The sequence below is a fragment of the Mucilaginibacter sp. GW821-FHT07H05 genome, from assembly GCF_059418485.1.
In genome coordinates this window covers 703,313-719,849 of record NZ_JBWKPY010000003.1, presented here as the reverse complement: position 1 = coordinate 719,849, position 16,537 = coordinate 703,313, and the positions used below count along the sequence as shown (strand labels likewise).

Annotated in this window: 17 protein-coding genes; 11 read left to right on the top strand and 6 right to left on the bottom strand. The window is 43.6% G+C overall.

Annotated features, from left to right (window positions below):
- Positions 1-103 precede the first annotated feature (103 nt).
- Entirely contained in the window at positions 104-2,560 is a 2,457-nt protein-coding gene (locus AC07M6_RS10760; RefSeq protein WP_494889217.1) for a TonB-dependent receptor, read from the top strand.
- A gap of 3 nt (positions 2,561-2,563) precedes the next feature.
- Here the strand turns inward: AC07M6_RS10760 and AC07M6_RS10755 are convergent, their stop codons facing one another.
- The 3 genes from AC07M6_RS10755 to AC07M6_RS10745 all read right to left on the bottom strand — a co-directional run bounded on the left by AC07M6_RS10755 (position 2,564) and on the right by AC07M6_RS10745 (position 4,081).
- Entirely contained in the window at positions 2,564-2,785 is a 222-nt protein-coding gene (locus AC07M6_RS10755; protein ID WP_494889216.1) for a hypothetical protein, read from the bottom strand.
- Positions 2,786-3,106: 321 nt separating this feature from the next.
- Complete coding sequence (locus AC07M6_RS10750; protein ID WP_494889214.1) at positions 3,107-3,268, bottom strand: hypothetical protein; 162 nt, start codon at positions 3,266-3,268, stop codon at positions 3,107-3,109.
- A 42-nt stretch (positions 3,269-3,310) separates the two neighbouring features.
- Positions 3,311-4,081: a DUF72 domain-containing protein gene (locus AC07M6_RS10745; RefSeq protein WP_494889212.1), complete on the bottom strand. Its 771-nt coding sequence runs from the start codon at positions 4,079-4,081 to the stop codon at positions 3,311-3,313.
- Positions 4,082-4,270: 189 nt separating this feature from the next.
- On the opposite strand from AC07M6_RS10745, the gene AC07M6_RS10740 reads away from it, so the two are divergent.
- A complete protein-coding gene (locus AC07M6_RS10740; RefSeq protein WP_494889210.1) occupies positions 4,271-4,861 on the top strand; it encodes a DUF4142 domain-containing protein in 591 nt (196 codons plus the stop codon).
- 63 nt (positions 4,862-4,924) lie between these two features.
- Entirely contained in the window at positions 4,925-6,115 is a 1,191-nt protein-coding gene (gene uxuA / locus AC07M6_RS10735; RefSeq protein WP_494889208.1) for a mannonate dehydratase, read from the top strand.
- A 41-nt stretch (positions 6,116-6,156) separates the two neighbouring features.
- Here the strand turns inward: uxuA and AC07M6_RS10730 are convergent, their stop codons facing one another.
- From AC07M6_RS10730 to AC07M6_RS10720, 3 genes are all read right to left on the bottom strand, one after another.
- A complete protein-coding gene (locus tag AC07M6_RS10730) occupies positions 6,157-7,209 on the bottom strand; it encodes a response regulator (protein WP_494889206.1) in 1,053 nt (350 codons plus the stop codon).
- The gene (locus tag AC07M6_RS10725) at positions 7,206-8,393 is read right to left on the bottom strand and encodes a PAS domain-containing sensor histidine kinase (protein WP_494889204.1); all 1,188 of its coding nucleotides are present in this window, start codon (positions 8,391-8,393) and stop codon (positions 7,206-7,208) included. The genes AC07M6_RS10730 and AC07M6_RS10725 overlap by 4 nt, the downstream gene beginning before the upstream one ends.
- A gap of 128 nt (positions 8,394-8,521) precedes the next feature.
- On the bottom strand, positions 8,522-9,562 hold the full coding sequence (locus tag AC07M6_RS10720) for a zinc-dependent alcohol dehydrogenase family protein (RefSeq protein WP_494889202.1): 1,041 nt from the start codon (positions 9,560-9,562) through the stop codon (positions 8,522-8,524).
- Between the two features lie 152 nt (positions 9,563-9,714).
- On the opposite strand from AC07M6_RS10720, the gene AC07M6_RS10715 reads away from it, so the two are divergent.
- The 8 genes from AC07M6_RS10715 (at position 9,715) to AC07M6_RS10680 (ending at position 16,531) form a co-directional block, all read left to right on the top strand.
- On the top strand, positions 9,715-10,131 hold the full coding sequence (locus AC07M6_RS10715; RefSeq protein ID WP_494889200.1) for a hypothetical protein: 417 nt from the start codon (positions 9,715-9,717) through the stop codon (positions 10,129-10,131).
- A gap of 187 nt (positions 10,132-10,318) precedes the next feature.
- Entirely contained in the window at positions 10,319-11,374 is a 1,056-nt protein-coding gene (locus tag AC07M6_RS10710; RefSeq protein ID WP_494889198.1) for a PEP/pyruvate-binding domain-containing protein, read from the top strand.
- A complete protein-coding gene (locus tag AC07M6_RS10705; RefSeq protein ID WP_494889196.1) occupies positions 11,371-12,249 on the top strand; it encodes a universal stress protein in 879 nt (292 codons plus the stop codon). The genes AC07M6_RS10710 and AC07M6_RS10705 overlap by 4 nt, the downstream gene beginning before the upstream one ends.
- Positions 12,250-12,271: 22 nt before the next feature.
- On the top strand, positions 12,272-12,757 hold the full coding sequence (locus AC07M6_RS10700) for a pyridoxamine 5'-phosphate oxidase family protein (RefSeq protein WP_494889194.1): 486 nt from the start codon (positions 12,272-12,274) through the stop codon (positions 12,755-12,757).
- Positions 12,758-12,854: 97 nt separating this feature from the next.
- Entirely contained in the window at positions 12,855-14,102 is a 1,248-nt protein-coding gene (locus AC07M6_RS10695) for a cation:proton antiporter (RefSeq protein ID WP_494889192.1), read from the top strand.
- Positions 14,099-14,305, top strand: a complete 207-nt coding sequence (locus AC07M6_RS10690) for a hypothetical protein (RefSeq protein ID WP_494889190.1) — start codon at positions 14,099-14,101, stop codon at positions 14,303-14,305. The genes AC07M6_RS10695 and AC07M6_RS10690 overlap by 4 nt, the downstream gene beginning before the upstream one ends.
- Positions 14,298-15,575, top strand: coding sequence for a nucleotide sugar dehydrogenase (locus AC07M6_RS10685; RefSeq protein ID WP_494889188.1), 1,278 nt, complete (start codon positions 14,298-14,300; stop codon positions 15,573-15,575). The genes AC07M6_RS10690 and AC07M6_RS10685 overlap by 8 nt, the downstream gene beginning before the upstream one ends.
- The gene (locus AC07M6_RS10680) at positions 15,575-16,531 is read left to right on the top strand and encodes an NAD-dependent epimerase/dehydratase family protein (RefSeq protein WP_494889186.1); all 957 of its coding nucleotides are present in this window, start codon (positions 15,575-15,577) and stop codon (positions 16,529-16,531) included. The genes AC07M6_RS10685 and AC07M6_RS10680 overlap by 1 nt, the downstream gene beginning before the upstream one ends.
- Positions 16,532-16,537: the final 6 nt, after the last annotated feature.

The following is a 16,537-nucleotide window of genomic DNA, read 5'->3' as shown; positions in this document are numbered from 1 at the left end:
CACAAAACTAATTAAAATTAATTTGGTTAAATAAAATTAGTCTTGCCTAATTTTATTTATTAGTTTTGTTAATAATTTGTAATTCGCCTTGTTAAATATATTAATGAAAAACATCACCCTTATCTATTTACTGTTACTATCGTCGGCCTCCTTTGCACAAACCAGCTCTATTAACGGCCGATTAACCAGCGGCAGCGAACCTGTTCCCTTTGCCACGGTTACCTTAGCGGGTACAACTATTGGCACTACTACAAATATTAAAGGTTATTATACCATTAAAAATATAAGCCCGGCCAATTATGAAGTGGTTTTCTCTGCCATTGGGTACGAAACCGAAAAGCTTAAAATAACGGTACAACCCGGCCTGGCCGCTATTGCACATGCCAACCTGAAAGAGAGCAATTCTAAACTTAACGAAGTAGTGGTAACCGGCGTATCACGCGCTACCGAATTGCGCCGTAACCCGGTGCCCATAGCCGTTATGACCAAAAAAGAGATGAACGAAAACGTTAATAATAATATTATTGATGCTATTGTAAAGGGCGTGCCGGGTGTTAACGCGGTTACTACGGGCCCTAATATTTCAAAACCCTTCATCAGGGGCTTAGGTTATAACCGGGTGTTAACTTTGTATGACGGCATACGGCAGGAAGGGCAGCAATGGGGCGATGAGCACGGCATAGAGATAGATCAATATGGCATTAACCGTGCGGAGGTAATTAAAGGGCCGGCCAGTTTAACTTACGGATCGGATGCGATAGCGGGGGTGATTAACCTTATCCCGTCTTTTACCAATACAGAAGATCAAAAGCTAAAGGGCGATTACATTGCCGATTACCATACCAATAACGGTATGCTGGGCACATCGCTGGGCTTATCCTACAAAAATAACGACTGGAAGTATGTTTTCCGTACGACGGGCAAAATGGCGCATGATTACCGCAACCGTATAGATGGCCTGGTTTATAATACAGGCTTCCGCGAGTTTAACCTTACGGGGATGGCACGGGTAGATAAAAAATGGGGGTATTCGCAAATTGCAGCTACGTTATACGATAACCAGCAGGAGATCCCTGATGGCAGCAGGGACTCACTAACCCGCCGTTTTACAAAACAAGTAGCCGAGGCTGATCATATCAAGAACCGGCCAATAGTCAGCGATGATGAATTGCGGACCTACAGCATCACGCCCCTGCATCAGCACATCCAGCATTATCGTATTTATAGCAATAATCAGTTTAAACTGGGCGATGGCAGCCTAGGCGCTTCACTGGGTTTGCAGCAAAGTATCCGCAGGGAATATAACCACCCAACCATGCCTGCGCAGGCTGGCTTATATGTGGTATTAAACACGCTTAACTACGATGTGAAATACAACCTGCCCATTATGGCCGGGGTAGAGACAACCATTGGTGTAAACGGCATGTATCAGGATAACAGAAGTAAATCGGGTACCGATTTTCCCATCCCGGATTATAAGCTGTTTGACGCGGGTGCCTACCTGTTTGTTAAAAAGAGTTTGGGCCGGATTGATATATCGGGCGGTATCCGTTATGATAACCGGCATATGCAATGGAACGATATGTATATTGGCCCTAACACCCAAAACGGTTTCGACAGGAAATACAGTCCGCCTGATATAGCCGGCGCCACTCTGCAATTTCCGGCATTTAAACATGTTTACCAGGGCTTATCGGGCAGCATGGGCTTAACTTATAACATTACCAATCAAATGATGCTGAAGGCTAATATTGCCCGCGGCTACCGCGCACCAAATATTACCGAAATAGGTTCAAACGGGCTTGACCCCGGCGCGCATATTGTTTATCTGGGCAACCGGAGTTTCAACCCCGAGTTTAGCCTGCAGCAGGATATAGGCTTTATATCTTACCTGCCGGATATAGATATTATTGCCGAGGTTTTTAACAACAACATTAATAACTACATCTATCAATCTAAATTAACCGATGCGGCGGGCAACCCGGTGGTTATTGTTCCGGGTAACAGCACTTACAGCTATCAGCAGGCAAAAGCCCGGTTATACGGTGCCGAATTTACGGTCAACCTGCATCCGCGTAAGCTAAAATGGCTGGCGTTTAATAATAGCCTGGCCTATGTAACCGGCTTAAATAAGAATGAGCAACTGGTGGACAAATCAAACGGCGCGGCTAAATACCTGCCATTTATCCCGCCGCTGCATATCCGGTCGGAGTTGAAGGTGACCTTGCAGCGTCAGTATGGCAGGTTATCAAAAATTTACTTTAAAACAGAGACCGACGCCTATGCTGCGCAAAACCGTTTTTATGCTTTGGATGATACCGAAACCGCTACACCGGGTTATACCTTATTTAATATCGGGGCGGGAGCGGCTTATAAAAACAGAGTGGATAGGGTGTTGTTTGATGTTTTTTTACAGGTTGATAACGTTTTTAATACAGCTTATCAAGCTAACCTGAACCGACTAAAGTATTTTGAATACTACAATTCATCGCCAAACGGTAAATCTGGTATCTACAATATCGGCAGGAATGTGAGCATAAAAGTGATCATTCCGTTTTAAGGCTTATGCCGCCAAAATAGGAGCGGGCCGTTTTGGGGCGATGGCCTGGCTTAAGCTGATATCCATGGCAGAAGTGAGTTTAGATTTACACAGACTGCAATAATGCTCGGTTGTTAGGGTATGCGCATTAAAAGGGAGATCGATGATTTGTATAGAATCGTAATAAACCGAGCCCTTACAAACCTTATTAAAGCAGTAATAAGAAATTTGATCGTTGTTTTTCATAGCAGATGGATTTAAGCGCCCCTTTTATAGTTCCCGTAAGTACCACTAATTAAGTGCCATGATTTTTAACAGAAGGTGACCGTCAAAACAATAAAATACTTCCTTAGTCATAAAGCATTAAAGTTTTTGATGATTAACTAAAAATTAGCTGCCGGACACTGTTGAAAAAAGCAGACAACGCATAAAAAAACGGACAGCTATGCACAAAAAACAGACATAAATAATTAGCGCTCATTTACAAAGTAATGGGATAGTTACCCCCTTAAACAAAAAAAGCTTCCGTAAAGGAAGCTATTTGCTCATGGGTAGATATATGATTGATCAGGCGGTAAAGCCTGTAAATTGCGGAAAATAGTGTTGATTATTGCGTAAAAACTGGCGGCTTGTAGCCTTAAAAGCATCCAGGTCCCTGGTTAATATGGCCCTGATAAATTTCTCGGTAGCGCTTAATTTTTGCGGCGGATTTAATTTTAATACTTTCATATTCATACTAAAGCCAATAGTGTGCCAGTAATTAATTATCAGTTAAAATTGATAGGAAGTGTTTACAAAAGTATTTAAGGTGACTAAATTTTGGACAGCATTGCCCATGGTATTGTTGAAATAAGTATACACTCGTTTGCCCTCTGATTGCCAATCGCGGATATAGTGGGCATATTCATTTAAGAAATCGTCCGGATAGCTTCCGCGATAACCGCCGTTTGGCCCATGGAAACGCAGGTAAATAAAATTTACTTCAGTCTCGGTTAACGGCGTAGCCGAAGCTGGGAGATCATGCAAAACCAAACCCATTTGCAGTTCATCCAGCAGGTGGTAGGTATTTTGCTGGTACCACGATTTATCGCGAAACTCCACCGCTATATCCCACTGCAGATCAGGATCGGTCTGGCGAATGATATTTAACAGGTGCACCAGTTGCGGCATACTGCCCCCTTTTACAGATGGGGGAAACTGGATTAATAAGCTGCCTTTTTTATGGCCGGCGTGGTTAATCACAGTCATAAAATGATTTACCACGGCAGGATCAAAAGCAAGGTTTTTTTGATGAGTGATATCACGCCAAAGCTTATAGGTGAACCTGAAATTATCCGGAACTATTTCGGCCCATTTTCTTACTGTAGCAGCCATAGGCACTTTATAAAACGAACTATTAACCTCTATACTGTTAAACAGTGAAGCATAATAAGCTAAGCGAGGTTGGTCGCGAAATAGAGGCGGATAGCTTTGTTTGTTGGGTACAGGTAATACTAAACCGCTGGTGCCGGCATAAAATGCCTCTTGTTGTAATGTGTCCATTCATTCCTCAGGCCAGGCAGAACTGGTTATTAATATATTGTAGTGTCATGTTACGTTTATTGCTATGGAAACGTTTTAATTTCCGGGCGGTTTGATTTTTTTAAATTAAATAAATTATCTATTAATTAAAACTAACGGTATTGCCTCTTGTTTAGATAGCTATTAACCAGCATCATAACATATATATATATGAAAAAGATCATCACCGCAGGACTAATCATTTCAGCCGCTTGTTTTGTACAGGGCTGTGGCAACGCTCAAAAAGATAGCACCGAAAAAGCAGACAGCGTTAATCAGACCAAGGATTCGACAGATAAAAAACACCCGGCTACCTGGGGGCAGGAGGTAAGCGGTGATGATGCCAAATTTGCCGTAGCCGCGGCCAATGGTGGTATGGCCGAAGTTGAATTAGGTGATTTGGCGCGTAACAAGGGTATAAGCCCCGCTGTGCGTGATTTTGGCGCTATGATGGTACACGACCATTCAAAAGCAAACCAGGAATTAAAAGATCTGGCTGCAAGCAAACATATTGCTTTACCCGGTTACCTGAATGATGAAGAGAAAAAGTTGAAAGATGAGCTTTCGGCCAAATCAGGTGTCGAGTTTGACAAGGCTTATGTACAGGCCATGGTTGAAGACCATGAAAAAGATGTTAAAGAATTTGAGCAAGCCAGTAAAAAAGTGAAGTATCCGGAAATGTCCGCTTTTATTGAAAAGACATTGCCGGTATTAAAGATGCACTTATCCGAAATTAAAAAGATACAGGGGCAGATGAAATAGTCGATCAAAAACAAGCTAAAACGGAGTGTTATTTGTACACTTGTAGAAATATACGGTATACAAATGATCGCTAATTTAGAACAAACATTCAGGTGGTTTGGTCCGGCAGACCCGGTTACACTGGCCGCCATCAGGCAAACAGGGGCTACTGGTATTGTAACCGCCCTGCACCATATACAAGCAGGTGAAGTATGGCCGGCGGATGAAATTGTCCTGCGGAAGGATCTGATTGCAAAGGCCGGGTTAAACTGGTCGGTAGTGGAGAGCGTGAATATTCACGAAAGTATTAAAACCGCTTCGGCCGAGCGGGACGGGTATATCGATAAGTACATCCAATCTTTACAGCATTTAGGCCGGGCCGGGTTAAAAACTGTTTGTTACAATTTTATGCCGGTGTTGGATTGGACACGCACCAACCTTGATTTTCGCCTGCCTAACAATGCTTCGGCCTTGCGTTATCACGCGCCGGCTGTAGCTGCGTTTGATCTGTATATCCTGGAACGTGAGGGTGCCTATAAAGAGTTCACTGTTGAACAGCAGGAAACGGCCAGGCAATATTTAGACAGCCTTTCGGCGGATGAGAAAACCTATATTATTAATACCATTATGGCCGGCCTGCCCGGTACCGATGATGTGTTTACGGTAGAAGAATTTCGCGATCACCTGCAAAAGTATGCCCATACCGATGCTGATGCGCTGAAAGCCAACCTGGCTTACTTTCTGAATGCTATTATGCCTTATGCCGAAAAAGCCGGTATAAAAATGTGTATCCATCCGGATGATCCGCCATTCCCGATATTGGGGTTACCGCGTGTGGTATCAACCGAACAGGATTTGCAATATATTGTAGAAGCCTGCCCGTCATCAAGTAACGGCTTAACTTTCTGTACAGGATCTTTAGGGGCCAGGGCCGATAACGATTTGCCCGGCATAGTAGAACGCCTGGGGGCGCATATCCATTTCCTGCACCTGCGTAATGTGCGCCGCGAGGCCGACGGCAGTTTTTATGAGGACGATCACCTGACGGGCAGTACAGACATGTATGCGGTAATGAAAAATGTGATATTGGAACAACAAAGGCGCGAAAAGGAAGGACGGGATGACGTTGCTATCCCTATGCGACCAGATCACGGGCACAAACTGCTGGATGACGTAAATTATAATACCTACCCGGGCTACTCGGTAATTGGCCGCTTAAAAGGACTGGCCGAACTGCGTGGGTTAGAGATGGGAATAAAACGGACACTATTATAAACGCCCATCTCTGATTGTTTTAATTTATTCCCGGGAGCTGGTTAGTTTTTCATTTTAGCCAGGCGTGCAGCATCTAAAATAGTTATCATGCTGCCTTTTTTGTCTATCAGGCCTTCATCCTTAAAATCAGATAAAGTACGGCTGACGGTTTCTGTAGCAATACCGGCTATAGCGGCCAAGTCCTCACGGGTAATTTTAAAGCCCTCCGCGCTATCGGTTTGTTGTTTGTGCAGCCGTACCATGGCCTCGGCCATGCGTTTTCTTACCGAATGATAAGCCAGCTGCAGCAGTTGATCTTCCTTTTCACGGATATCGTTGGCCAGTAATTTAATAAACTCTCGGGCAACTTCGGGGTACAGGTTCAATAAAGGCTCTAACAGGTCCTTGGGTATCAGGATCAGCTGGCAGTCTTCCAAAGCGGTAGCGGTATCCGAGTAAACACCGTTGGATAGTATCGCTTGTACGCCCAGGTAATTATCGGCAGCATAAATACCGGTCATCAGTTCCCGGCCATCCTCGGCCAGCTTAATGGTTTTTACACGCCCGCCCATTACCAGATATAATCCGTTGCCTTTATCGCCCTCGTAATATATTACCTGGTTCTTTTTAAACACGCGGCTTTTACGCTCCTGGATAATCTTTTTTAATTCGGCCAGGCCACTATTTTTGGCAATAAGGGTACTTAAACGGTCAAGTGAATTACTGTAATAGTTTTGTTGCTGCTCTTTTTTCTTTAACCGCGTTTCAATGGCGTTAAGCAAGTCCATATCGTCAAACGGTTTGGTCAGGTAATCATCGGCACCCATTTCCATGCCTTTACGCAAATCAAGCCGCTCGGCTTTTGCGGTTAAAAAAATAAAGGGTATGGTAGCTGTTTCCGGATTTTTATTCAGCATATATAATACACCGTAACCATCCAGTTCGGGCATCATAATATCACATAGTATAATATCGGGCAGGTTTTTAATAGCCAGATCAACGCCCACTTTGCCATTTGGGGCCTCAAAAACCTCGTAATTAGCCAGGCCCAGTATCTCAACAACATTATCCCGGATGTCGTTGTTATCTTCAATGATCAGTACTTTTTTGCTCATATCAACGGAAATGAAATGGTGAATAAGGTGCCCTGGTTAATGTCGCTTTTAAAATCAACTTTCCCGTCCATCAGGTTGGCATAGCGGGCCACTATATTTAATCCTAACCCGGTACCCGGTATATTGCCGGTATTGTGTGCCCGGAAAAAAGCTTCAAATAAATGTTTCTGATCGGTTTCGGGTATGCCGATACCATTATCCTGAACGGTAATAACACAGGTATTTTTATTGATCTCGGTATTAAATTGTATAAAGGTGTTTTCGCCGGAATACTTGATCGCGTTGCCGATAAGGTTGATCACACAGTTTTTCAACAGGTTGGGATCAAGCCTGGCCATACTTTCGATGCCGGTATGCTGGTAAATGATGTTTTGGTTCTCTTTGGCAACCATCTGCATTTCTTCGGTAATTTCTTCAGCTAATTTTACCAAGTTAAAAGATTGAAAAGTTGCCTCTACCTTGCCGGCTTCCAGTTTTTCCAGCGAAAGGAAATCATTTAAGATCCCGGTAAGGTTGGCTACCGAGTTTTTGATTTTACCTACATGTTTGGTAATGTTAGGATTACTAAAAGGCTGCGCATATTTCTCAATGAGGGAGGCAGACAATTGGATGGCGCTTAACGGCGTGCGGAACTCGTGCGAGGCCATGGATACGAAACGGCTTTTGAGCTGCCCCAGTTCCTTTTCCTTTTCAAGCGACAGGCTTACTTCTTCCTTGGCCGATTGTAGTTCCCTTACAGTTTGTTGTAAGGATTTGGTGCGTTGCGCTACCAGTTCCTCTAAATGCGCCGCATATTCTCTCAGGGTTTCTTCAGCTTCCTTTTCGCGGCTCAGGTCATGGATAAAGCCGGTATATATTTTGCGCCCCGAGTATTGAACTTCGCTGACACCCAGGCGGAAATGGAATTTTGTACCATCTTTTTTAAGGCCCATTACCTCGCGCCCGGTGCCAATAATATGGGGCTCGCCCGTGCGCTGATAACGATTGATATATTCATCATGCTGTTCGCGGTCGGGTGGGGGCATCAGCATCGATACATTATTGCCAATAACCTCATCCGGCGTACGCTGAAAAAGCTTGCAGGCCGCAGGATTAATAGACTCCACTTTCCCTCTGTCATCAATAGTAATAATGCCATCAATGGCATTTTGTATAATAGCTTCTAACAGGGCGGTTTTTTCCATAGCTGACTAATATGTGATCATGATGATCATCGCAAATATCAACAATGCCAGCCACAGAAAAAGTAATTTTTTTCAAAGTAAAAAGTGACGCAGGTCATTTTTTACTTTGAAAAAAATAGTTCGGGAAACTATTGGTTGGTTAAAATAACTTTTAACGCCTTTTCCTGAGCTGCATTACCAAAGGTATCATAGGCTGCTATGATCTGATCTAACCTGAAATGATGGGTAATGAGGTTAGCCGGTTCCAGTTTTTTAGATTGTACGGTTTTAAGCAGCATAGGCGATGTCACCGTATCTACCAGGCGGGTGGTAATGGTAATGTTTTTAGACCATAAGGTTTCCAGGTGCAGATTAACACTTTTTCCATGCACACCAATATTGGCAATATGGCCGCCCGGTGCAATAATTGCTTCACATAATTCAAAAGTTTCGGGGATGCCTACCGCCTCAATGGCAACGTCTACCCCGATGTTTTCGGTTATGCCCATTATTTTTTCAACCGCGTTTTCCCTGGCGCTGTTGATGATATGCGTAGCACCAAAGGTTTTAGCCACCTGCAGCCGGTTATCGTCCTGATCTATCATAATAATTTGAGCAGGCGTATAAAACTGCGCGGTAAGTAAGGTGGCTATGCCAATTGGCCCTGCACCAACAATGGCAACTACATCGCCCGGCTTTACTTGTCCGTTTAGCACACCGCACTCAAAACCGGTTGGTAAAATGTCGCTAAGCATCACTAAAGCCTCCTCATCAGCGCCGGCGGGGATCAGGTATAAACTGTTATCGGCGTGCGGTATCCTTACATACTCGGCCTGTGTGCCGTCAATTAAATGGCCAAGTATCCAGCCGCCATCCGCGCAATGCGAGTACATGCCTTTTTTGCAATAACTGCATTTGCCACATGATGTAATGCAGGATATGATCACATGGTCGCCTTTTTTAAAGTTGCTAACCGCGCTCCCTGTTTCTTCAATTATGCCAACACCCTCGTGCCCAATAATGCGGCCGTCTGTTACTTCGGGCACATCGCCTTTCATAATGTGCAGGTCGGTCCCGCAAATGGTTGTCTTCAGTATTTTTACTATCGCGTCTGTAGGGGCCTGGATAACTGGTTGTGGTTTTTCTTCCCAGGCTTTTTTACCGGGCCCGTGATATACTAATGCTTTCATGTTTTTGCGTGATTGATGATGTAAACTATTACTGCAAAGGTGCCGGGAGTTGGCCGGCTAATAAATGACAGGCATCATTTTCAAGACTGACCCTTATCATAGTATGATTGCATGCTAACCATCAATTTTACCTCACCAAACAAATTATCAAAATGGAAACAGCAACTACTTTATCATCACGTTCGTTACAGTATTATGTAATTGCACGGCATTGGGCATCCGATCTGGAATTTTTTAAAACAGAAACAGCATTTTTTCACCGGCTGCTGGATGACTATATCGTTTACCTCTCATCAGTAAATTATGCCGGGAAATTGAAGATCGTAGGTGAAAAACTATTAAAGTTAGAAGAGGAAGAGCGCCAAACCGATAAATTACTGACCGACCAGATCAAGCATCTGGAATTAATGGCCGAGGATGTAATACCGGAAGATGCGGAATCATTAGCTACACAGCAGATACAGTTAGAACATTTAACCACTAACCTGATGCGCGAATACCGTAATATAAAAAAGCAATTATTTGTGCTGGTTGAAAGTGCCATGGGTAAAAACAAACCATTGCTTTAATTCCTCCTCAAAAATCAATTCATATCCGGGGCGCTGTATAGCGCCTTTTTTTGTACATCAGTTTTGCGCTGTATCAATAGATAAAGTGATGCCAGTCATTATTTAGCCGCCCGTCATATTTCATTTTTGTATTATCAAAAGGGCATAAAAAAACTGCTTAAAACAACCCAACTTAAATTGACATAAAATGGAAACTTACATCAAAAAGTACACAGAGATTGGTATTAAAGATATGGAAGAGGTTGGGTATAAAAACGCGTCTATCGGTAAAATGATGCACCATTTGATACCTAATGGGGTACCAATCCCCAAAGGGTTTGCTATTACCGCCAAAGCATACAGATATTTTATTGCGTATAATAAACTGGAGCTGCCATTGAAATTCCTGATGGCGGCGCTTGATAAAAAAGATTTTTCAAACCTGGCGGAGTTGAGCGGACAGGCCAGAAAAATGATTATGGATGGCCGCATGCCCGGCGATTTGGGGATGACCATTATTGACGCTTATGACGATCTTTTTGATTTAAACGAAACCGAGGTTGCCGTACGCAGCAGCATGGTTTATGGCCAGGTAGCCGATGCATTCGCAGCCGGCTTAAACGATTCGTTTTTAAATGTGAAAGGCCACGGCGCTTTATTATATGCTGTAAGGCAATGTTTCGCATCATTATATACGGATAGGGCTGTACGGCACGCGGCTGAAAAAGACTATGAAATTAACCTTACTGCCATGGCCGTTGGTATCCAGGAAATGGTTCGGGCTGATAAGGGCTGTTCGGGAGTTGCTTTTACGCACGACCCAAGGACTGGCTCTGAAAATATGATCTGTCTGCAAGCCACATGGGGCCTGGGTGAAATGATTAATCATGGATGTATCGAACCGGATGAGTACATGGTTTTTAAACCATCGGTAAAAACGTTATCGGTTTTAGTGGTCGAAAAAAAATTAGGGGCAAAGAACAAAATGATGGTTTACGCGGATGAAGCGGACGAAACGAACCAAACTGTGATAAACAACACACCGCCGGTCCTGCAGCAAAGTTATGTGTTGAACGAAAAGAAAATACAGCGTTTAGCCGAATGGGCCATATTACTGGAAGAAATATATCAAAAACCCATGTGTTTTGAATGGGCTAAGGATGGCAATAACGGTCAATTATACCTGATACAGCTCAGTCCGATGGCAGCATTTAACCATCCTGAGGATAGTTTATTAGTGACAGATGCAAATCAGAGATCATGAAAACAATTATAGTGCCTACCGATTTTTCTCCGTCCGCCTATAATGCGGCCCGTTATGCCATGCATTTGGCTAAAGAGACAAAATCGCATATTATTTTGTGTAATGCCATGCTGATACCGGTAGCAGGGCCAATGGCCGGGCAAATTGCCGCACCCATTGAGGATTATGATTCGCTGAAGCAAAATATTGATGATGAATTACAACGTTACGCTCAGCAGATGGAGGAGCGGGATAAAGATTCAACTATTCCGGCATCCCATCATCCAACGGTAACCTGTAAAAGCGAGGTCGGCCCTGTTTCAGATGTGGTGTGTAACATGGTTAACGATACTAAAGCCAATATGGTGGTAATGGGCATGTCGGGCACGCGCGGGCTAAGCCGCGTTTTACTGGGCAGTAAAAGCCGCGATATGATAGAGGCAGCTTGCTTTCCGGTGTTATTGGTGCCGGCCCAGTTTATCTTTAGAGGGATCAAAAAGATCGCTTTTGCTACCGACCTGAGTGTGGGTGATATCGAAATTATACATTCATTGGCAGGTATAGCCCGCTGCTTTAACGCCGAAATACTGATTACCCATATTACTGATAAAAAATATGATGTAGCCGAAACCAAGCGGATGGTTGATGGCTTTTTAAGCCAGGTATCCGATCGGGTTAATTATCCAAAGATCTATTACCGCCATGTAAAAAGTATGGATGTTGACCATGGCTTAAATTGGCTTGCCATACACAGTATGGTAGATATGATGGCCATGGTACACCGCCCACACGATGTTTTAGATAAAATATTTAAGGGTAGCCACACCCAAAAACTGGCAAAGCATATAACCGTTCCGCTGCTGGTGTTCCCGAATGATTGCTGTGCAGTGCTTTGATCAAACTATAATATAACCGATTATGTTAGGCGAATTAAATACAGAAATGCTGGAGGAGTTGTTAAAAACGCAACTGCTTGGCCGGATTGGCTGCCATGCTGACGGCATAACTTATATTGTACCTGTTCATTATGTTTATGAACCGCCCTACCTTTATGCCAGTTCGGCCAGGGGAATGAAAATTGACCTGATGAAGAAAAACCCGGAAGTATGCTTTGAGGTAGATAGAATTGAAGACTTTTTTAACTGGCAAAGTGTAATATGCTGGGGTACGTTCGAAGAGATTACGGAAATACATGCTGTTGAACAAGCCATGCAAAAACTGATTAACCGTATTGAACCTTATTTAGCGAAAGCGGAAGATGCTCATCCTTCGCATGGTGTAGCCGATAATGCTCATGAAATTGGCACAACCAGGGAACTTGTTCTATACAGGATTAAATTAACAAAGAAAACAGGCCGTTTTGAAAAAAGGGAGTTAACACGCAGCGGCACCCAGGAAGTTTAAAATACCTTAACCGTGCCCTGTTGCAAGGTTGGTGTATTATTTTATTTATTGGAGCATATTGGTTTAAAGTATATATTCGGGAACCAATATTACCTATATGTCAAACCTTGCCCTATTTATTGCAGTTACTATTGCTGTTATTTTTATTCTTATTGTTACACAGATCTGCGGTAGGCTAATAGCCCTTGTTGGCCAGCCCAAAGTGGTAGGCGAAATGATATCGGGCGTTTTGCTTGGCCCAACCTGTTTTGGGTATTTTTTCCCCCATGCATCGGCAGCTGTTTTTACACCAACCGTATTACCCTTTTTGTATGTGCTCGGAAACCTGGGGCTGGTACTTTATATGTTTTTAATTGGCAGTGGATTAGATTTGGAAAGTTTCAATAAAAAGCAGATCAGGCAATCGGCCGCTGTATCCATCTCCACCATCCTGGTCCCGCTTGTTTTCGGGGCGTTGATTGCCGGGGGCTATTACCGCATACTTTCGGGGGGGCAGGTATCTTACTTCTTCTTCTCGCTATTTGTAGGGACCGCGTTAGCTATCACGGCTTTTCCGATGATGGCCCGCATCATGGATGAGCGGAAACTGCTCAATACCAAGTTCGGCTCTTTTATTATGCTATCGGCCAGCATTCAGGATGTGGTATCATGGATATTACTTGCTTTCGTTACATCAATGGCCAAGCATGAGGGGCTGTCGCAGGGATGTATTACCTTAGCGTCGGCATTTTTGGCTGTGTTTGCTGCATTTTTTGTACTTACTCCGCTTTTTAAGAAAATGGGGGTAGCTACCGAGAAATCGGGTATGTTGTCGCTTAACCATTTCTCTATCATTATGATCACCATTTTAGTAAGTGCATTCGCCACAGATTGGCTTGGGCTATACTCGGTATTTGGTGGTTTTATACTTGGGCTAAGCATGCCGCGCGGCACAGTATTCCAAAAGGAGATCAATTCAAAACTTTACTATTTTACAGCGGCGTTTGGATTACCATTGTTTTTTACGTTTTCGGGGTTAAATGCCAATCTGCTCGTATTATCCGGGATGAGGTACTTTATTCCCTGTATAGTAATATTGGTTATCGCATTCGCCAGCAAATATTTGTCGTGCCTTTTTGCTATGCGATCAGGCGGCTTTAGCTGGGCAGAATCTTCTGCTACGGGTGGGTTGATGAATGCGCGGGGATTGATGGAACTTATTGTGATTAACATAGGCCTTACTTATGGTATTATCAACACCGAATTTTATTCGATACTGATATTGGTTGCGATAACAACCACGTTAAGTGCTATACCTATTTTTAAACTTTCTTTGCGCGGAAAAGAGCTGAAGTTTAATGAATGATGTACTTTGGACATGGCGTAGTTGCCGGCTTATTAGAGGCAAGTAATCTATTCCTTTACCGGATGAACGATTTTCGGATACTAAACAAACGGTTATTTATTAACTTGCTGCTGATCATGAACAAAACGATGGAGATGGCCTGTAATCCTTGTAAAAGAACTATCTTCAAACTAAAAAAACGGCGTTATCCCAAATATGAATAATTTAAACGAAAAGAGAATTGCAGTGATCGGGCTTGGTTATGTTGGCCTTCCCCTGGCTGTAGAATTTTCCCAAAAATATTCCACAATTGGCTTCGATATAAAAACCGACCGCATTAATGAACTAAAAAAAGGGCTTGATCATACCCTTGAAATATCTGAAGAATACCTTAAAGCATCATTGGCAAAAGGGTTACTGCAACTTACCGCAAACTCTGATGAGCTGAGCGAGGCAAATATTTACATTGTTACCGTTCCAACGCCTACCGACAGATTTAACAGACCCGATCTTACACCCCTTATGCGGGCAAGTGAAACAGTGGGGCGTGTACTAAAACGCGGCGACATTGTTATTTACGAAAGCACAGTATACCCCGGTGTTACCGAAGATGAATGTGTGCCGGTTTTAGAAAAGATAAGCGGCTTAAAATTCAATACCGATTTTTATGCGGGGTACAGTCCCGAACGCATTAACCCGGGTGATAAGGAACATACACTGAAAAAGATCCTGAAAGTTACTTCAGGCTCTACACCCGAAATTGCTGCAATTGTTGATAACCTGTACCGGTCTATCATTGTTGCCGGTACACACCTGGCGCCAAGTATTAAGGTGGCCGAGGCTGCCAAAATTATTGAAAACTCACAGCGCGATATCAATATTGCTTTTGTGAATGAGCTGGCTAAAATTTTTAACCTTATTGGTATTGATACCAATGATGTACTGGAGGCTGCCGGTACCAAATGGAACTTTTTGAAATTCAAACCCGGGCTGGTAGGCGGTCATTGCATTGGGGTCGATCCGTATTACCTGGCGCAAAAAGCGCAGGAAATGGGATATCATCCCGAAATTATACTTGCAGGGCGCAGGCTGAATGATGGTATGGGGCGGTATGTTGCGCACGAACTGATCAGGCTAATGATTAAAAGCGATATACCGGTTAAAAATGCTAAAGTACTTGTGCTTGGGTTCACCTTTAAAGAAAATTGCCCCGATGTGCGTAATACCCGTGTTGTAGATGTTGTTCGGGAACTGGAACTATATTCGTGCGAGGTTGCCATTTGCGACCCATGGGCTAACCCCAAAGCAGTTATGCATGAATATGATTTGAAAATTACATGCGAACCGCCCGCCGAAAAATACGATGTGGTTGTTGGCGCGGTAGCCCATCATCAATTCCGGGATGTATCGTGGCGGGAATATTGCAAACCCGGAGCAATTATTTATGACCTGAAAGGGTTTCTTCCTAACGAATTAGTAAATTCAAGATTATAATGCGTATACTCATTACCGGTGGAGCCGGTTTTATAGGTTCAAATCTGGCAGGGGAGTTGCTTAGCAGGAACGATGCTACCTGTGTTCGGGTATTAGATAATTTTGCTACCGGTAAAGCTTCGAACCTCGAAGAGTTTAAGGCCGATCCACGCTTTGAATTAATGGAGGGGGATATACGTAATGCCGAAGATTGCGTTAAGGCCTGTCAGTCTATTGATGTAATCAGTCACCAGGCGGCGCTGGGCTCAGTTCCGCGAAGCATTAATGACCCGGTTACTACTCATCAAGTTAATGTTAATGGGTTTATAAACATGCTGGAGGCAGCCCGTGGTGCAGGTGTTAAGCGTATGGTTTATGCTTCGTCATCTTCGGTTTACGGTACGTTTGCCGGATCGCCAAAGGTTGAAGCGCATACGGGTAAAGTGCTGAGTCCGTACGCTGCAGGTAAGATGACTAACGAACTTTATGCCGAGGCTTATTCAAGAAATTACGGAATGCAGCTTTTCGGCTTCCGGTATTTTAACGTTTTTGGCCCCAAACAAGATGCCGACGGAGGCTACGCAGCCGTTGTGCCACGGTTTATTACAGCCGCGCTCGAAAACCAACCGCCGGTTATTAACGGCGACGGAAGTATCACCCGTGATTTTACGCCTATTAAAAATGTTATCCAAATTAACGTAAACGGCCTATTGCTTCCTTTTCCGGATCAATTTCACCATGTACTTAATGTGGCTTGTGGCCAAACTACCACGCTTAAATCATTATGGAATATCATTCGTGATGCTGCGGGCTGCTCTGTCGATGCTGTATATGGTCCTGGCCGTAAAGGAGATATATTGCATAGCCTGGCCGATATTAGCCAGGCGCGTGAGCTGCTGAATTATAAGCCGGATGCTGATATTCGCGCTTCCCTTGCCGATACCATTGAATGGTATCGCAATAATAAAAATGGATAATTTTTT

What these genes read in the sequence shown, in the direction of transcription:
- AC07M6_RS10755 (WP_494889216.1), bottom strand. Translation starts at nt 2,785, where the DNA reads ATGAAAAACAACGATCAAATTTCTTATTACTGCTTTAATAAGGTTTGT.
- AC07M6_RS10750 (WP_494889214.1), bottom strand. Translation starts at nt 3,268, where the DNA reads ATGAAAGTATTAAAATTAAATCCGCCGCAAAAATTAAGCGCTACCGAG.
- AC07M6_RS10725 (WP_494889204.1), bottom strand. Translation starts at nt 8,393, where the DNA reads ATGGAAAAAACCGCCCTGTTAGAAGCTATTATACAAAATGCCATTGAT.
- AC07M6_RS10690 (WP_494889190.1), top strand. Translation starts at nt 14,099, where the DNA reads ATGATGTACTTTGGACATGGCGTAGTTGCCGGCTTATTAGAGGCAAGT.
- AC07M6_RS10680 (WP_494889186.1), top strand. Translation starts at nt 15,575, where the DNA reads ATGCGTATACTCATTACCGGTGGAGCCGGTTTTATAGGTTCAAATCTG.
- AC07M6_RS10720 (WP_494889202.1), bottom strand. Translation starts at nt 9,562, where the DNA reads ATGAAAGCATTAGTATATCACGGGCCCGGTAAAAAAGCCTGGGAAGAA.
- AC07M6_RS10710 (WP_494889198.1), top strand. Translation starts at nt 10,319, where the DNA reads ATGGAAACTTACATCAAAAAGTACACAGAGATTGGTATTAAAGATATG.
- AC07M6_RS10695 (WP_494889192.1), top strand. Translation starts at nt 12,855, where the DNA reads ATGTCAAACCTTGCCCTATTTATTGCAGTTACTATTGCTGTTATTTTT.
- AC07M6_RS10700 (WP_494889194.1), top strand. Translation starts at nt 12,272, where the DNA reads ATGTTAGGCGAATTAAATACAGAAATGCTGGAGGAGTTGTTAAAAACG.
- AC07M6_RS10760 (WP_494889217.1), top strand. Translation starts at nt 104, where the DNA reads ATGAAAAACATCACCCTTATCTATTTACTGTTACTATCGTCGGCCTCC.
- AC07M6_RS10705 (WP_494889196.1), top strand. Translation starts at nt 11,371, where the DNA reads ATGAAAACAATTATAGTGCCTACCGATTTTTCTCCGTCCGCCTATAAT.
- AC07M6_RS10745 (WP_494889212.1), bottom strand. Translation starts at nt 4,081, where the DNA reads ATGGACACATTACAACAAGAGGCATTTTATGCCGGCACCAGCGGTTTA.
- AC07M6_RS10715 (WP_494889200.1), top strand. Translation starts at nt 9,715, where the DNA reads ATGGAAACAGCAACTACTTTATCATCACGTTCGTTACAGTATTATGTA.
- AC07M6_RS10740 (WP_494889210.1), top strand. Translation starts at nt 4,271, where the DNA reads ATGAAAAAGATCATCACCGCAGGACTAATCATTTCAGCCGCTTGTTTT.
- AC07M6_RS10685 (WP_494889188.1), top strand. Translation starts at nt 14,298, where the DNA reads ATGAATAATTTAAACGAAAAGAGAATTGCAGTGATCGGGCTTGGTTAT.
- AC07M6_RS10730 (WP_494889206.1), bottom strand. Translation starts at nt 7,209, where the DNA reads ATGAGCAAAAAAGTACTGATCATTGAAGATAACAACGACATCCGGGAT.
- uxuA (WP_494889208.1), top strand. Translation starts at nt 4,925, where the DNA reads ATGATCGCTAATTTAGAACAAACATTCAGGTGGTTTGGTCCGGCAGAC.